The sequence below is a fragment of the Clostridium sp. AF21-20LB genome (genome assembly GCF_003478795.1).
In the GTDB taxonomy this organism is placed as follows: Bacteria; Bacillota; Clostridia; order Lachnospirales; family Lachnospiraceae; genus Otoolea; species Otoolea fessa.
Window position 1 is genome coordinate 106,772 of the sequence record NZ_QUGD01000006.1, and the last position, 16,759, is coordinate 123,530.

General features: G+C 51.4%; 12 protein-coding genes and 1 pseudogene. All 13 read left to right on the forward strand.

All coding sequences use genetic code 11. The features are described 5' to 3' along the window. Positions 1-230 precede the first annotated feature (230 nt). The 13 genes and pseudogenes from DWX76_RS14265 to DWX76_RS05305 all read left to right on the forward strand — a co-directional run bounded on the left by DWX76_RS14265 (position 231) and on the right by DWX76_RS05305 (position 16,753). Positions 231-2,074: pseudogene (locus DWX76_RS14265) on the forward strand (acyl-CoA dehydratase activase). Next, positions 2,047-3,684, forward strand: coding sequence for an acyl-CoA dehydratase activase-related protein (locus DWX76_RS14270; RefSeq protein ID WP_243022460.1), 1,638 nt, complete (start codon positions 2,047-2,049; stop codon positions 3,682-3,684). Before DWX76_RS14265 ends, DWX76_RS14270 begins: the two are co-directional and overlap by 28 nt. Further along, positions 3,606-4,925: a hypothetical protein gene (locus tag DWX76_RS14065; RefSeq protein ID WP_243015310.1), complete on the forward strand. Its 1,320-nt coding sequence runs from the start codon at positions 3,606-3,608 to the stop codon at positions 4,923-4,925. The genes DWX76_RS14270 and DWX76_RS14065 overlap by 79 nt, the downstream gene beginning before the upstream one ends. A gap of 58 nt (positions 4,926-4,983) precedes the next feature. Next, positions 4,984-6,276 (forward strand): phosphopyruvate hydratase, encoded by a 1,293-nt coding sequence (gene eno / locus DWX76_RS05260; RefSeq protein WP_118492110.1) that lies wholly within the window; start codon positions 4,984-4,986, stop codon positions 6,274-6,276. Positions 6,277-6,717: 441 nt separating this feature from the next. Beyond that, entirely contained in the window at positions 6,718-7,824 is a 1,107-nt protein-coding gene (locus tag DWX76_RS05265) for a BMP family lipoprotein (RefSeq protein ID WP_022359763.1), read from the forward strand. Positions 7,825-7,963: 139 nt separating this feature from the next. After that, complete coding sequence (locus DWX76_RS05270; RefSeq protein ID WP_118570238.1) at positions 7,964-9,502, forward strand: ABC transporter ATP-binding protein; 1,539 nt, start codon at positions 7,964-7,966, stop codon at positions 9,500-9,502. Next, positions 9,499-10,545 carry an ABC transporter permease gene (locus DWX76_RS05275; RefSeq protein ID WP_118570239.1) on the forward strand — a complete coding sequence of 349 codons (1,047 nt, stop codon included), beginning with the start codon at positions 9,499-9,501 and terminating at the stop codon, positions 10,543-10,545. The genes DWX76_RS05270 and DWX76_RS05275 overlap by 4 nt, the downstream gene beginning before the upstream one ends. Further along, positions 10,542-11,492 (forward strand): ABC transporter permease, encoded by a 951-nt coding sequence (locus DWX76_RS05280; protein ID WP_243017803.1) that lies wholly within the window; start codon positions 10,542-10,544, stop codon positions 11,490-11,492. Before DWX76_RS05275 ends, DWX76_RS05280 begins: the two co-directional genes overlap by 4 nt. Before the next feature lie 41 nt (positions 11,493-11,533). Then, a complete protein-coding gene (locus DWX76_RS05285) occupies positions 11,534-12,472 on the forward strand; it encodes a nucleoside hydrolase (protein WP_118570240.1) in 939 nt (312 codons plus the stop codon). A 32-nt stretch (positions 12,473-12,504) separates the two neighbouring features. Then, the gene (locus tag DWX76_RS05290; protein WP_118467445.1) at positions 12,505-13,779 is read left to right on the forward strand and encodes a M20 family metallopeptidase; all 1,275 of its coding nucleotides are present in this window, start codon (positions 12,505-12,507) and stop codon (positions 13,777-13,779) included. Between the two features lie 31 nt (positions 13,780-13,810). Next, on the forward strand, positions 13,811-14,557 hold the full coding sequence (locus tag DWX76_RS05295) for a glutamine amidotransferase (protein ID WP_118472469.1): 747 nt from the start codon (positions 13,811-13,813) through the stop codon (positions 14,555-14,557). Positions 14,558-14,582: 25 nt separating this feature from the next. Continuing rightward, positions 14,583-15,728: a M20 family metallopeptidase gene (locus DWX76_RS05300; RefSeq protein WP_118570241.1), complete on the forward strand. Its 1,146-nt coding sequence runs from the start codon at positions 14,583-14,585 to the stop codon at positions 15,726-15,728. Then, the gene (locus DWX76_RS05305) at positions 15,725-16,753 is read left to right on the forward strand and encodes a LacI family DNA-binding transcriptional regulator (RefSeq protein ID WP_118522416.1); all 1,029 of its coding nucleotides are present in this window, start codon (positions 15,725-15,727) and stop codon (positions 16,751-16,753) included. Before DWX76_RS05300 ends, DWX76_RS05305 begins: the two co-directional genes overlap by 4 nt. The last annotated feature ends 6 nt before the right edge of the window (positions 16,754-16,759 follow it).

Sequence of the window (16,759 nt, forward strand, 5' to 3'; positions counted from 1 at the left end):
ATGTAGCATATTTATGGCTGTACAGAATGCTGGAAGGCAGATGCGTACAGATCCATACGGTAAAGAGGTGTGCGGGGAAAAACCGTATGCCTCTTCTTCATGTTTTGGCGGATGCTAAGAAGTTGTTAAGATGAAGAGAAAAGAGATGACAGGGCGCAGGCTGCTTGTGTCGGATGGAATGACCGCACAAGTTTGCAGACATCTGGGATAAAGGAGTTAGAAGATACAGAATGGAACAGAAGGGACAAAACGGACAGGAACAGATTCTCGTCGGAATTGACGTTGGCTCAACGACGACGAAGGTGGCAGTGATGGAGGTGGCAACGGGGAAAGTCCTGTTTTCGGACTATACACGCCATCACTCGGATCAGCTTCAGAGTGTGTCGAGAGCTGTAAAATTGGTGAAAGAGACGCTTGCGGGGCGGTCATTTCTGACGGCGATGACCGGTTCGGGCGCAAAGCACCTCTCGGAAGAGCTGGAGATCCCTTATGTACAGGAGGTAGTGGCGAACTCGATCGCCTTGAAAGCCATGTACGGGGAAATCGGAACGGCGATCGAGCTGGGTGGACAGGATGCGAAGATTATCTTTTTCCAGAGGGATAAACGGACGGGCGAGCTGCAGGTCGCAGATATGCGAATGAACGGAAGTTGTGCTGGCGGTACAGGTGCGTTTGTGGATGAGATTGCTTCTCTTCTTAAGACGCCGGTTGAGGAATTTGACGCGCTGGCGGCACAGGGAACAACCGTATATGATATATCCGGACGGTGCGGCGTGTACGCCAAGACCGACATCCAGCCTCTTTTAAATCAGGGGGTTAAAAAATCAGATTTGGCGCTTTCCTCCTTCCATGCGATTGCCAAACAGACGATCGGCGGTCTGGCACAGGGACTTTCGATCGAGAAGCCGGTCGTCTTTGAGGGCGGTCCGCTGACCTTTAACCGGACGCTGGTGCGCGTGTTTGCTGAACGTCTGGACCTTCGGCCGGAGGAAATTTTAAGTCCGGACCGGTCGGAACTTCTGATTGCCTGCGGTGCGGCGCGTGCGGCAGTGAAGCTTTTTTCGAAGGAAGAGGCGCTTGCCACGGCAGACGGACTGTTAGATCGGATCGAGAAGGTGCGTGCGGCGCGCGAGGAAGCAAAGAAACAAAGTGAAGCCGGAAATGGCGATGAGATGGCGGAGGGCACGTTCCGTTCCCGTCCATTTTTTGCCGACCAGGCGGCGCAGACGGAATTTCAGGAGAGACACAGACGCCCGGAACGAAAAACAGTATATCCGCAGTCAGGTAGTACGCTGCGGGCATATCTGGGTATTGATTCGGGCAGTACGACGACAAAATTTGTCCTGTTAGATGAGAATGAGGAACTTCTGGATTCCTTTTATGCGCCGAATCAAGGCGATCCGCTGACGGTGGCAAAGAAAGCACTGATTGCGATGCGGGAAAAGTATGCGTCCCACGGCGTGCGGCTGGAGATTTTGGCAGCCGGGACGACCGGTTATGGAGAAATGCTGTTTTCACGCGCATTTTCGGCCGAGACACACGCGGTTGAGACGGTGGCACATGCGCGTGCGGCGGCAAAATACACGCCGGATGCGACGTTTCTTCTGGACATCGGCGGTCAGGATATGAAGGCAATCTGGCTGGACAATGGCGTTATCACAAATATTGTCGTGAATGAAGCTGCTCATCTGGCTGTGGGTCGTTTTTGGAAAATTTTGCATCCTCCCTGCATATTCCGGCGCGGGAGATTGCTGAAAAGGCATTTTCTTCGCAGCATCCGGCTGCGCTCGGAAGCCGCTGTACCGTCTTTATGACGAGCAGTATCGTGACGGAGCAGAGAAATGGAAAGCTGCCGGAGGACATCATGGCGGGGCTGTGCCGTTCGATCATTGAAAATGTATTTACAAAGGTTATCCGTGTGTCGAACCTGGATTCTCTGGGAAAGAGGATTGTCGTACAGGGCGGAACGTTTGAAAATGATGCGGTTCTCTGTGCGCTGGAACAGTATGTTGGCCGCCCGGTAATCCGGGCGCGTATCCGGGCATTATGGGGGCGATCGGTGCGGCGCTTTTAGCGAAGGAAGAGGCAAAGAGCCGGAAACAGCCGCATTTTATTGGTTTGGCTCAAATGGAGTCCCTGACCTGGCAGCAGGAGGCGAATGTGCCGTGCCCGTTCTGTATGAACCATTGTCAGCGTGCGGTGGTGCGGTTTTCGAATGGAACCTCATGGATCACGAACAACCGTTGTGAGCGGGGCGAGATTCTTGGCGATCCGAAGGATGTGAAGGTGCGCGAGCGACTGAAAATAGCGTCCGAAAACCGGAATAAAGTGCCAAATCTCTATAAATTGCGGGAAGAACTCCTGTTTGCAGATTATCTGGATCAAGCGGAAGAAGGGGATGCATCGTCTGCAAAAAGTCATTCAGAGCGGGCAGCCGCTAAGACTGGTCTTGTGCCGAATGCTGTGTCTGATACTGTGCGGCGAAATATAACCATCGGTCTGCCGCGCGTCCTTGCTTTCTGGGATACGATGCCGTTCTGGACGACGTTCTGGCGTTCGCTGGGCTTTGAGATTCAGATTTCATCCCCGAGCACGCACAAGATGTTTGAGGAAGGCTTAAGCGCGGTAACTTCAGATACCGTCTGCTTTCCGGCAAAACTGGTGCACGGGCATATCCGCGATCTGGTAAAGAAGAAAGTGGATCGTATTTTTATGCCGTCGATTGCGGCGATCGGATCGGAAAATACGGAATCAACGAGCGAGTCCATGTGTGCAGTCGTGAAGGGATATCCGCTTGTGATCCGCAACTCGGATTCTCCGGAGAAACAGTGGGGCATTCCGTTTGATGCACCGTTATTTTACTGGTACAGGGAGGAAGATAAAGAACGTCAGCTTATTACATATATGGAACAGACATTTTCCATCCAGCCGTCGGAAACGAAAAAGGCGGTTCTTGCAGGAAATGATGCGATGCGGCAGTTTGGGAGCCGCCTGAAAGAGGCGGGAGTGAAGGTTCTGGAAGAGGTGGAAAAAGAGGGGCGCTATGCGGTGGTGCTGGCGTCAAGACCGTATCAGAATGATGCGCTTGTCAACCACAGCCTGCCGGAGCTTTTGACCGAGTTCGGCGTTCCGGTTCTGACGGCAGATTCTGTTCCGGGCATTGAAAATGTGGATTTAAGCCACAGCCGTCTGGATGTCGTAAACAATTACCACGCGCGGATGCTGGCATCTGCGGTTCTGGCGGCACAGAGCCAGAATCTGGAATATGTCCAGTTTGTAAGCTTTGGATGCGGGCATGACGCATATTTGTCGGATGAGATCCAGCGTATGATGCGGGAAATCTCCGGAAAATCACCGCTGATCCTGAAACTTGACGAGAGCGAGGTACAGGGACCGCTGCGGATCAGGGTGCGTTCCTCCTGGAGACGATCAACATGCGGCGGAAGAAGCGGGAGATGGCGGAGAGGCTGCAAAACCAGCCTGGAACAAGCCGACAGGAGAATGCGGGCGGCGGAAATGAATGCGGGACGGTTGCGCTGGGACCAGACATTCAAAAATCCTGGCAGGTTCACGAACTTTCGGATCCATATCCGGTTAAATTTGAGGTGGAAGACCGCAAGAAGCGCACGGTTCTGGTCCCGAACACCTCCCACGCGTTCTGCCGGATTATGTCGGCGGCGTTGAAGACACAGGGAATCCGGGCAGTTCCGCTGGCGGTCGGCAGGGAAGAGGCGATCCGCCTCGGAAAGCAGTATGTCCACAACGATATCTGTTTCCCGGCGCAGATTGTCATCGGCGAGGCGCTGGCAGCACTTCGGAGTGGTCAGTATGTGCCATCTGAGACGGCGATCGGTATGGGAAAATACATCGGTGACTGCCGCCTGACCCATTACAGTGCGCTGCTTCGCAAGGCGCTTGACGACGCCGGCTACCCGGAGGTGGCGATTCTGACGAACGATGACGTCGATTATCATGATCTGCATCCGGGCTTCCGGATGAACCTTGTGTCGGCGATCCGTCTGGCGGGAGCGCTTCCGATGATCGATATTCTGGAAGAGCTGCTTCGCAAGATCCGCCCGTATGAGAAAGTTTCTGGAAGCAGTGATCAGGCATTTGGCGAGGCGATGGATTTCGTCGTGGATGGTCTGGAGCAGCATGGGCTTTCAGGCGCTCTGCGAGGCTTTAAAAAGGCGATCCAGCGGATGAATGCGATCGAATATGACCGGAGCCAGCCGCGCCCGCGCGTCCTGATCATCGGCGAGTATCTCCTCAATTTCCATCCGGGCGCGAATCATGAGATTGAGCGCTACCTGGAGAAAAATGGATTTGAGATTATCGAGGCGCGGATGACGGATGTTATCCGGAAAACGTATTTCTGCCAGGATGAGCAGATTCGGACGTATCATCTGAAAAAGCCGTTTGTCAAGAAAAACTGGTACCATGTGGCGAACAGGGTATTTGACGCTGCGCACGCGGCAGCGGATCGGATAGCGAAACAGCATCCGCTCTATACGCCTGTCTGCCGCCTGCCGGAACTGGTAAAGGAAAGTGACCCGATCATCCCGCACACCTTTGATGCGGGCGAGGGCGTGCTGATTCCGGGTGAGATCCTGCACCATGCGGCGCACGGCTGCCGGGCATTTGTGATTTTACAGCCATTTGGCTGTCTGCCAAACCATGTGGTAGGACGCGGCATCGTAAAAAAAATGCGGGAAATGTATCCGGACGCCCAGATCCTGCCGCTTGACTACGATCCGGATGTGAGCTTTGCCAATCTGGAAAACCGCCTGCAGATGCTGATTATGAATGTGAAAGAAAGAAGCGTGGACACGGTTGCCCTGCCGGACGTGGGGCAGAGAAGCCCCGTGGAGACTATGAATAGAAAACAGAAAAACGCCGATAATAAAAAGCAGAAAGTTTCCTGATTTCGGGTTAGACAAAAATAGAAATCACATAAGCCCACGCGGCGGAAAGGGACAGGCTATGAAACATCTGGAAATTGAAAAGGTGATTGGACGGGAGATTGTTGATTCGAGAGGAAATCCAACAGTGGAGGCGGAAGTTTATCTATCAGACGGAAGCATAGGACGCGGCGCGGCACCGAGCGGTGCATCGACAGGTGAATTTGAGGCTCTGGAGCTGCGCGACGGCGACAAGTCGCGTTTTGGCGGAAAGGGCGTACAAAAAGCAGTCCAGAATGTGAATACCGTGATTGCAGAAGTATTAAAGGGCATGGATCCGGCGAACATTTATGCGGTTGATAAAGCGATGATCGAGGCGGACGGAACCAAGGATAAATCCAAGCTGGGCGCGAATGCGATCCTGGCGGCTTCGATCGCGAGCGCACGGGCGGCAGCCAATGCGTATGGTCTTCCGCTGTACCGTTTTCTCGGCGGCGTATCTGGAAACCGTCTTCCGGTCCCGATGATGAACATTTTAAACGGCGGCGCGCATGCGGCAAATACTGTCGATGTACAGGAATTTATGATTATGCCGGTTGGCGCGGAGAGCTTTTGCGAGGGACTCCGCTGGTGTACCGAGGTGTTCCATGCGCTGGCAGCATTGCTTAAAGAGCGCGGACTGGCAACCTCCGTCGGCGATGAGGGCGGTTTTGCACCGGATCTGGGAAGTGACGAAGAAGCAATCCAGTGCATCTTAGAGGCAGTGGAGAGAGCCGGATATAAGCCGGGCGAGGATTTTGTCCTGGCGATGGATGCGGCATCCAGCGAGTGGAAGAGCGGCAGGAAGGGCGAATATCTGCTTCCGAAGAATGGCAAACACTTCACCTCCGAGGAGCTGATCGCACACTGGAAACAGCTCTGCGGGAAATACCCGATCGCCTCGATCGAGGATGGTCTGGACGAGGAGGATTGGGAAGGCTGGCAGAAGATGACCGCAGAACTCGGCGGACAGGTGCAGCTGGTCGGCGACGATCTGTTTGTAACAAATACCGAACGCCTGGAAAAAGGTATCCGTCTCGGCTGCGGCAATTCGATCCTGATTAAGCTGAACCAGATTGGATCCGTCTCCGAGACACTGGAGGCAATCAAGATGGCACATAAGGCAGGTTACACGGCGATTGTATCCCACCGTTCCGGCGAGACCGAGGATACGACGATCGCAGATCTGGCGGTCGCATTGAATACCTGCCAGATCAAGACGGGCGCACCGAGCCGGAGTGAGCGCGTGGCAAAATACAACCAGCTTCTGCGGATTGAGGAAGAGCTGGGAACCGGCGCACAGTATCCGGGGAAGGCGGCATTTAATAAAAATTAAGTTGTCTTTTTTGCGAGATATCGTGCAGACAAGCAATCTGTTACATTGCATGAAATGTGTGAATTGTTCCGAAAACGAATGCATTTCCTCAGAAACAGACAAAAATCATCTGGGGAAATGCCGGATGGCGTCGAAACAAAGGAAAATAGAATACAACTTTGAAAAGGAATGCGTTTTACCGTACAACCAGGACGGAGAGAAACGTATTCCTTTTTGTTTTGCATAAGACCGAAAAAAGGAATATTGCTAAAAGTTTGACAATATTTTAAAAAATAATCGTTTTTATACGAAATTTATTGACAAAACAGTGGGAATGATTGTAAAATAACTGTAAAGCAAATATGAAAAAGGGATTTATTTTTTTTGAACGAATGGAAAAACGTTTTACCAAAGGAATGGTCCGGCGGATAACGTATTTCACATAAAAAGGAGGATGAAAGAATGAGAAAGAGAACATTAAGCATTGTACTTGCAGCAGCAATGTGTGCCAGCTTAACAGCCTGCGGCGGTGGCGGAAGTACTGCTGAGACAACGGCAGCTGACAGCAGCAATACCGAGACGAAGGCAGCCGACGCTTCAGAGAAATCTGACAAACCGCTCCGTGTATGTGTTGTTTACACTGGAAACTTAGGTGATAAGAGCTACAATGACTCCTGCAACATGGGTGCACAGAAAGCAGTTGAGGATTTCGGCATTGAGCTTAAGAGTCTTGAGGGTACCACTGCTGAGGAGTGGAAAGCAAACCTGCTTCAGGCTTGTGATGATGGCTACGATTTAATTATCGGTGCTTCTTCCAACATCGCAGATTACATCACTGAGAATGCTTCCAGTTATCCGGATACCAAGTTCGCAGTTATCGATACAACCGTAGATCTGCCGAACGTTGAGTCTATCAGCTTTGCTCAGAATGAGGGTTCTTTCCTGGCAGGTGCAGCAGCAGCTATGTTTACCACCAAGACTGATATCCCGAATGTCAATGAAGATCATATCATCGGCTGGGTAGGCGGTATGGATATTCCGGTACTTCATGACTTCTATACAGGCTATGAGCAGGGTGCGAAGTACATCGATCCGGATATCAAGATTCTTCAGGCTTTTGCAGGAAGCTGGACGGATCCGTTAAAGGGCAAAGAGCTGACTTTAGCACAGTATGAGCAGGGCGCTGATATTGTCATGAACGTAGCATCCGGTACCGGTGTTGGTATTCTGGAAGGTGCAAAAGAAGCTGACAAATACGCAATCGGCGTTGACTTAAACCAGGATTCCGATCAGCCTGGACATATTCTTACTTCTATGGTTAAGAGAGTTGATAATGCCTGCTACCTGGTTATCCAGTCTGCAGTAGATGGAACCTTTGAGGGCGGCACAACCAAATATCTGGCACTGAAGGACGGCGGCGTCAGCCTGACTGATTTCTCTGTTATCAAAGAATCTCTGGGCGACAAATTCCCGCAGGATATCGTTGATAAGTGTGATGAGCTTGCCGAGAAGATCAAATCCGGCGAGATCGTAGTAGAAAACTATGAAGGATTTGGCCCAGAGGCATAATTGATAAAAACAAGGCCGGGAGCGAGTGAAACCTGGCGGCGAAGGGGGATCTGGATTCTTTCAGGTTCCCCTTCATTTTCAACAAAAATGTTTTTCTTGGAAAGAGCCGTCAGGCATTTCCGGACGAGAGGGTGATCGAATGAACGAATACGTAGTGGAGATGAAAGGAATTGTCAAAAATTTCGGACAGGTTCAGGCGGTAAAGCATGGCGAATTTACTCTGAAAAAAGGCGAGATCCATTCACTGATTGGTGAAAATGGAGCTGGTAAATCCACCATGATGAAGCTTCTGTACGGCATGTATCCCATTGACGAGGGCGAGATTATCGTCAAGGGGGAACCGATGGGAACCATCACACCGAAGATTGCAATTGAGCACGGTGTCGGCATGGTCCATCAGGAATTTATGCTGGTAAATGAGCTGACGGTTCTGGAGAATATTATTCTGGGATTTGAACCGAAAAAGGGATTGACAATTGACTTTGACAAGGCAAGAAAAGAAGTTAAAAAATATATTGAACAGTATCATATGGACGTGCAGCTGGATAAGAAGGTAAGCCAGATACCCGTTGGTGAGGCGCAGCGTGTCGAGATTATCAAGACATTGATGCGAGGTGCTGATATCATCATTCTGGATGAGCCTACAGCGGTTCTGACTCCTCAGGAGGCAGAACGTCTGTTTGAAATCCTGAACAATCTGAAACAGGATGGAAAATCCCTTGTCTTTATTTCTCATAAGTTGAATGAAGTTATGGCAATATCAGACCGCATCTCTGTGATGCGTCAGGGACAATATATGGGCACTGTTAATAAAGAGGAAACTTCTCCGCTGGATCTGACCAAACGAATGATCGGACGTGAAGTATTCTTAAACATTGATAAGGCTTATTCTGAGGCGGGAGATACGATTCTGGAGGTTCAGGATGTGTGGATTCCCAGCCAGAAGGAGACATCGAAGATCCGGGGCATGTCCCTGCATGTCAAGGCCGGTGAGATTGTCGGCGTGGCAGGTATCGATGGAAATGGACAGAGTGAGCTGGTTGAGGCGATCACCGGACTCCGCAAGGTAGAGAAGGGCAAGATCCTTCTTTGCGGCAAGGATATTACGAATCAGAGTCCGAGAAAAGTGAGAGAGAGCGGTCTTTCCCATATTCCGGAGGATCGAAATACAAGAGGTCTGAACCGTGCCATGACCATCGAGGAAAATCTGATCGCAGTCCGTCTGGATCAGCCTCCATTTACCAAGGGCATCATGATGAATAAATCAGGACAGGATACCTATGCAAAAGAAATGGTAGAACAGTTTGATATCCGCCCGGCGGATTATAATCTTCCTACATCTTCCTTATCCGGTGGCAATGCACAGAAGGTCGTAGTAGCCCGGGAGGTATCTCTTGGCAATAAGCTTCTGGTAGCATCCCAGCCTACCAGAGGTGTAGATATCGGTGCCATCGAGCTGATTCGTAATACACTGGAAAAGGCGAAAAAGGCAGGCGCCGGTGTCCTGCTGGTATCGGCAGAGCTGGAGGAGATTATCTCCCTTTCGGATCGTATCGTTGTTATCCATGAGGGCAAGATCACCGGCGAGATGCGTGCGGATGAGGCGAATGAGAACAATCTGGGTCTGCTTATGATGGGCGGTACAGACACAGGGAAGGACGGTGAAGCAGCAGTATGAATCAGACATTAAATGGTATTCGAAGGATTCTTATTACGATACTCGTTGCGATGGGTGTCGGTGCGCTGTTTATCGTAGCGATCGGGGAGAATCCGATTGATGCATATGCGGCGCTGTTCCGAGGTGCTTTTGACGGAAAGCTTCGTCTTGGTACAACCTTGGCAGGATTTACTCCGCTGCTGCTGACATCCATTGCTTTTGCAGTTGCAGCGAAAGCAGGCGCATTTAACGTAGGTGTTGAGGGCGAGGTTTTCTTGGGCGGTATCACAGCTGCTTATATCGGCATCAACTGGACCTTCCTTCCGAAGCCGGCTCTGTATGTGGCCTGCTTCGTAGGTGCTATGGTGGTAGCAGCTGCCTGGGCCTTTATTCCGGCGGTTTTGCGTGCCTATTATAATGTAAATGAAGTATGTACCACCATTTTGATGAACACAGTAGCCCTTTATATTACATCTTATCTGGTCAGCGGACCTATGAGTGCCGGTACTGCTAATGCTCAGTCCCTGCCGGTTACGGTAAGACTGTATCAGTTTATGAAACCCAGCAGTGTCAACGTTGGTATTTTCATCGCAGCCATCACCGTGATTGTGATTATTTTTATGCTTCAGAAAAGCAGCTGGGGCTACAAGATCCGTACCGTCGGCCTGAATCCGACCCATGCGGATTATGTGGGAATTGATTCCAAAAAGGTATTTGTCGGTGCTATGATGCTTTCCGGTATGTTAGGCGGCATGGCAGGCTGCATCGAGGTTCTGGGTGTTCACGGATATTTCCTGAACAACTTCGCAACCGGACTTGGAAGCAATGGTATGCTGGCAGCTCTGATTGTAAAGAACAACATGGTTTCAACTCCATTTATGGCATTTTTCCTGGCAGTTTTAAAATCAGGTGCTATGGGAATGCAGCAGTCAACCGGTGTACCAAAATCGCTGGTTGATACCATTACAGCAGTTTTCATTATCATAGCGACCATGGAGACTGCATTCCAGTTTACAAAGAAACGTAAAAAGAAAACGGAGGAGAAGAAGGAGGATAAGGCATGAATGCGATAATGCAGAATTTTGATAAAATCTTTAATGCGTCGCTGATTTATGCAACGTTTCGTTCAGCGACTCCGATCATCTTTGCCGCTCTTTGTGCGGCAATCACCCAGCAGGCCAATATCTTAAATATCGGTACTGAGGGTATCATGCTGGTGGGTGCTTTTACAGCAGTAGCGGTCAGCTACTTTACCGGAAACTGGCTGTTAGGTATCATCGCGGCGATGATCGCGGGCGCTGTGATTGCGATGATCATGGCGGTCGGTCACATCCGTTATAACTCTGAGATCTGTGCAATCGGTATGGGTATCAACATGCTGGCGCTGGCGCTCACAAAATTCATGGTAAATGCGATCTTCCACAGCACCGGCAGCTTTTCCAGCCCGGACATCAAAGCAATTCCGCGTGTGTCGCTCGGATTTTTAGACAATCTGCCGGTGGTTGGCGACCTGTTTAACAACTGGTGTGTGACTGAGTGGTTTGCCATCGTTTTGATTATTCTGCTTCAGTTCTTCTTTTATAAGACTGTATGGGGACTGCGTCTGCGTGCGGTGGGTCAGTTTCCGGAAGCAGCCAAGACGGCAGGTATCAAGGTAAATGCAGTCAAATATCAGGCGATGCTGCTTTCTGGTCTCATCGGTGGTCTGGCAGGTGCACATCTTTCCCTGGGATACAGTACCCAGTTTATCGAGAACATGACCAATAACCGTGGTTTCATGGGCGTTGCAGCCATGTATTTCGGTGGTGCGAACCCGGTTCTGACCACACTGGGCTGTCTGCTCTTTGGATTTTCAGATTCCGTCGGTGCCCGCCTCCAGGCATATGGCATTCCATCCCAGTTCGTTCTGATGATGCCGTATATCGTGACCATCGCGGTACTGGCAATTTCCATGATTGCGAAGATTTCAACCAACAAGAAGAGAGAATCTTCCCTGCATGTGGGAAGCTGATGATGAAGAAAGATAAAACACTATAAGGAGGACATAATCAGATGGAAAAGACAAAAATTATTCTTGACTGCGATCCGGGACATGATGACGCGGTCGCGATCACGCTGGCGGCGAACAGTGACAAGATCGATCTGTTAGGTATTACAGTCGTAGCAGGCAACCAGACGCTGGAGAAAACGCAGATTAATGCGAGAAATGTGTGCCAGTGGCTCGGTGTGGATGTGCCAGTGTATGCGGGCTGCGGACAGCCGATGGTGCGTGAAAAAATGGTAGCGGGCGATATCCACGGTGAAACAGGGCTGGATGGTCCGGTTTTCCCGCCGCTGACAAAAGAATTAGAGAAAGAGCATGCAGTCGATTTCATCGTTAAAACCCTGATGGAGTCTGACGGCGATATCACGATGGTGACAACCGGTCCGATGACCAATCTGGCGATGGCGATGCGGATGGAACCGGCGATTATTCCGAAGATCAAACAGATCGTCCTGATGGGAGGCGCGTATACCAATGGTAACGTAACTCCAGCGGCAGAGTTCAATATCATCGCCGATGCGGATGCAGCGTATGTATGCTTTACCAGCGGACGCCCAATCACGATGATGGGTCTGGATGTTACCCGCAAGGTACTGTGCTATCCGGAGATCGTTGACCGGATGGAGAAGATCGGCAATAAGGCATCCAAGCTCTTTGCGGATCTGATGCGCTTCTTCTGCAAGACCCAGAAAGAGGTATTTGGCTGGGAAGGCGGACCTCTGCACGATCCGGTTACGATCGCATGGCTGATTGATCCGAGCGTTGTGACCCTGAAACCGATGCATGTGGACATTGACATCCGCAGCGTCCAGTCCTACGGACGTACTAACTGCGATTTCTTCGGTTACGGCGGACAGGAGCCGACTGCAAACGTAGCGATCGATATCGATGCGGCGAAGTTCTGGGATATCGTTGAGGCAGGGCTGAGAAGATACAGCGAGGCATAGTTTATAATACTTGTGTTCGGAGGCAGATATAGATGAGAGACCTGAAAGAAGTTTTAGAGCAGAACAAAGAGAAATATATCGAAGAACTCAAGAATCTGGTGGGAATTGATACCCATGACTTAGGGCACGGAATCGATGGTGGTCTGGAGAAACAGGGACAGGAGTATATGGTAAACCTGTTTGAATCGATGGGAGCCGACGAGATCACGGTGGATCCGATGGATGAGGCTGTGATTCAGGAAAGCTACAAAAAGCACCAGGAAGGAAACCTGGGGCACAACCAGACCGACCGTGCCAATGTCTATGCGACATTTAAAGGAAAACAGGGCGGAAAAAGCCTGTTATTTAACGGTCATATTGACGTTATGCCGGCGGAGATGGAAGACGGCTGGACGAACCCGCCGTTTGAGCCGGTAATTCGGGATGGCAAGATGTACGGACGCGGCTGCACGGATATGAAGGGCGGTTTGATGGCATCGGTGATGGCGGTAAAGCTTTTGCAGGATGCCGGTTATGAGCTGCCGGGCGATGTGACAATTACCTCCGTGTGTGACGAGGAAGGCGGAGGCAATGGCTCGATCCAGGCGGTAATGCGCGGTCTGAAAGCCGACGGCGTTGTCAACTGCGAGCCGACCGACGATACCCTGATTCTGGCGCATATGGGCTGGGTATTCTTTAAGGTTGATTTTGAAGGAAAAGCGTGCCATTCCGGTGCAAAAGCCGAGGGCGTCAGCGCGATCGAGAAGGCGATCAAGGTAATTCAGGGGTTAAATGAGATGGAGCACCGCTGGCTTCTGACGATCCGCCACCGCCTGCTTCCGCCGCCAAGCTTAAATATCGGCGTGATCGAGGGTGGAACCGCCGGTTCTACCGTGCCGGGCGAGTGCAGTTTTTCTACCTGCGTCCACTATGTTCCGACCCTGATGAATCAGGATATGGTTGTAAAGGAATTTACAGAGGTCGTTGAGCGGATCAGCCGTTCCGACGCGTGGATGGAGGCACATCCGCCGAAGATTTCCATTTACCAGACCGGACACGGGTTTGAGATGGAGGAGGATCATCCGCTGGTAGACACCTTTAAGGAGGCGTACAGTGAGGCACTTTCGCGCAGCGTGAAGGTGGAAGGATCCCATTTTGGCTGTGATTCCCGCCTGTGGCGCAACATTGCCGGATGCCCGACGATCCAGTACGGACCGGGCGAGGGCGCACAGTGCCATACCGTGGATGAGTGGCTGAAGCTCGATTCCTATCTGGAAGCGATTCTGGTGTATGCGAAACTGATTCTTTCCTGGGGAGAGAAGAAATAAGGAATTGATAAATATATAAGGAGATAAAAATATGAGCAAGAAAGTTTTACTGGCAGGCGAGTCCTGGATGAGCTATACAACCCATGTTAAGGGATTTGATTCATTTTACACTTCTACCTATGAAACCGGTGAAAAATGGCTGAAAGCAGCCCTTGAGGCAGGTGGTTATGAGGTGACATTCCTTCCAAACCATCTGGCAAATGAAGAATTTCCATTTACAATGGAAGAACTGAAACAGTATGATCTGGTAATTCTGTCCGATATTGGAGCGAACACCCTGCTTCTGCCGGGTGCTACGTTTAACCGCAGTGAGAAAATGCCGAACCGCTGCAATCTGATCCGCGACTATGTCAACGATGGCGGCGCTCTTCTGATGGTCGGCGGCTATCTGACCTTCTCCGGCGTGGATGCAAAGGGCAAATGGCATGACACAGCCGTACAGGAGGTTCTTCCAGTTGAGGTTCTGACGGTCGATGACCGTATGGAACACTGCGAGGGTGTAAAACCGGTAACCGTGGGCGAGCATGAAGCTTTAAAGGGCATTCCGACCGACTGGCCGGAGGTTCTCGGTTACAATAAGGTAATCGCAAAACCGGAGGCAGAGGTTCCGGTTACTGTAGAGGGCGATCCGTTTATCGCGTTTGCTTCTTATGGAAAAGGGCGCAGCGGTGTTGTCACAACCGACTGTGCACCGCACTGGGCACCGCCGGAATTCTGCGAGTGGGAATACTACAATAAATTGTGGCAGAATATCGCAGACTGGCTGATTCAGAAATAAGATAGCAGGAAAAAGGAGAGCGCGTATGGACGGAGCGGTGAAACTTTTAAAAGAGCTTCTGACCATTCGGAGTGTCAATGGACGGGATGACGAGGGAGCAGTGGCAGAATATTTGTGCAAGTATTTCGAACAATCGGGAATTTCTGCACATATACAGCGGATTGACGCGACACACGCCAATGTGCTGGCGGAGCTTGAGGGGGAGTCTGATGGCGCTCCGATCTTCTGGAACGGGCATCTGGACACGGTTCCTTACGGAGATACCGGAGAATGGAAGACTGACCCGGCGGTTCCGGTGGAACGGGACGGTTTTCTCTATGCCCGCGGTGCCAGCGATATGAAGAGTGGGCTTGCCGCGATGGTGTACGCGCTCTGTGAATATAAAAAATCCGGTTGTCCGGTGCCGCGTACGATCCATTTCCTCGGAACCTGTGATGAGGAAAAGGGCGGCATCGGCGCCAGGGAGATCTTAAAGGAAGTCCCGGAGACGTCGATTGGAACGCTTCTGATAGGAGAACCGACGGGATGCAGGCTGGGCGTGGCGCAGAAAGGCTGCCTGTGGCTGGAGATAGAAGCACACGGAAAGACGAGCCACGGGGCATACCCGCAGGAGGGCTGCAATGCCGTGGAACAGGCGATGGCGCTGACAGGTGAGATTGAAACATATGTGAAAAGCTTCACACACCCGGTTCTCGGCGCATCGACCGCGCAGGTAACGCAGATTTCCGGCGGCGTGGCGCCAAATATGACGCCGGACACCTGCCGGATTCTCATGGATATCCGTATGACACCGGGACTGACAAGTCAGATGGTAGTCGGTCAGGCGGAGGCGTTTGCGGCGGCGCGTTCCGTTACATCAGAAGAAAAATTCCGCGTCAGCTGCCGGATTGTCAATGACCGGCGGGCGATCGAGATTGGAGAATCCCATCCGCTTGTGAAACAGCTCTCGAAGGAACTGGAGAAAAAAGGGCTTCCGGTGGAGACGACTGGGATTAATTTCTTTACAGATGCTTCGATCCTGGTGGAACACAAGCTGGATGCAGCCGTTCTCTTATTTGGTCCGGGCGAGGCAGGTATGGCGCATAAGCCAAATGAGCGGGTCGAGATAGAAAAATATCAGAAATCCATTCAGGTTCTCATGGATCTGATCGCATCGGAGGTGGATGAGTGAGGGCAACCATCAAGGATATTGCCGCTGCGACTGGTTTTTCCGTGACGACAATCTCACTGGTTCTCAATGGAAAAGGATATAAGATCTCGGATGAGACAAAGAATCAGATCCTAGCGAAGGCGCGGGAACTGAATTATCGTCCGAACCAGCTCGCGGTCAGTCTGGTAAAGCGGCAGAGCAAGACCATAGGATTTATCGTCCCGGATATTTCCAATGTATATTTTGCCAATATGGCGCGTGCGATCGATGAGGCGTGCCGCGAAAATGGCTGGAGTGTGATTCTCTGCAACACGAATGATAATTATGACCGGGATCGCGAGTATATCGATCTTCTGGCGGATAAAGGCGCGGACGGCATTGTGTTTATCATGGCTAAAGATAATACGCGGGAGATGGCGGCGGAGGAGATCGATTATCTGGAATCGATCCACATACCCTATGTGGTAGTTGACCGGATCCCGGAGCTTCGGAACTGTCCGGCGGTCGGTACCGACCATGAGATCGGCGGTTATCTGGCGGCGCGCCATCTGTTAAGCCTTGGACACCGGCGGATTGCCTGCGTTGTGGGACCGCATGCGACCCAGATGGATTCGGAGGCCCGTTACCATGGCTACTGCCGGGCGATGGAGGAGGCGGGAATTCCAGTGGATGAACGTCTCGTCTGTGCCGGCGAGTATACGCAGGAGGGCGGCGCGGCGGCGGTCGAAAAGCTCATTTCACAGGATTTTACGGCGATTTTCGCCTGCAACGACGCTTCGGCGTATGGCGTATGCAGAAAACTCAAGGAATATAGAAAGAAAGTACCGGAAGATGTTTCGGTTGTCGGATACGATGACGTTTTCTATGCACGGATGCTGGAGGTGCCGCTGACAACGGTACGCCAGCAGGTACGGGAGATGGGAAGAGAGGCGGTACGGCTGCTTCTGAAACAGATACGGGAACATAAAAGACCGGAGAGCAAGGTAATCTTTGCGCCGGAACTGGTGGTGCGGGAGAGCACGGCGAGAATACAGCCGTCCCGGTAACCGGAG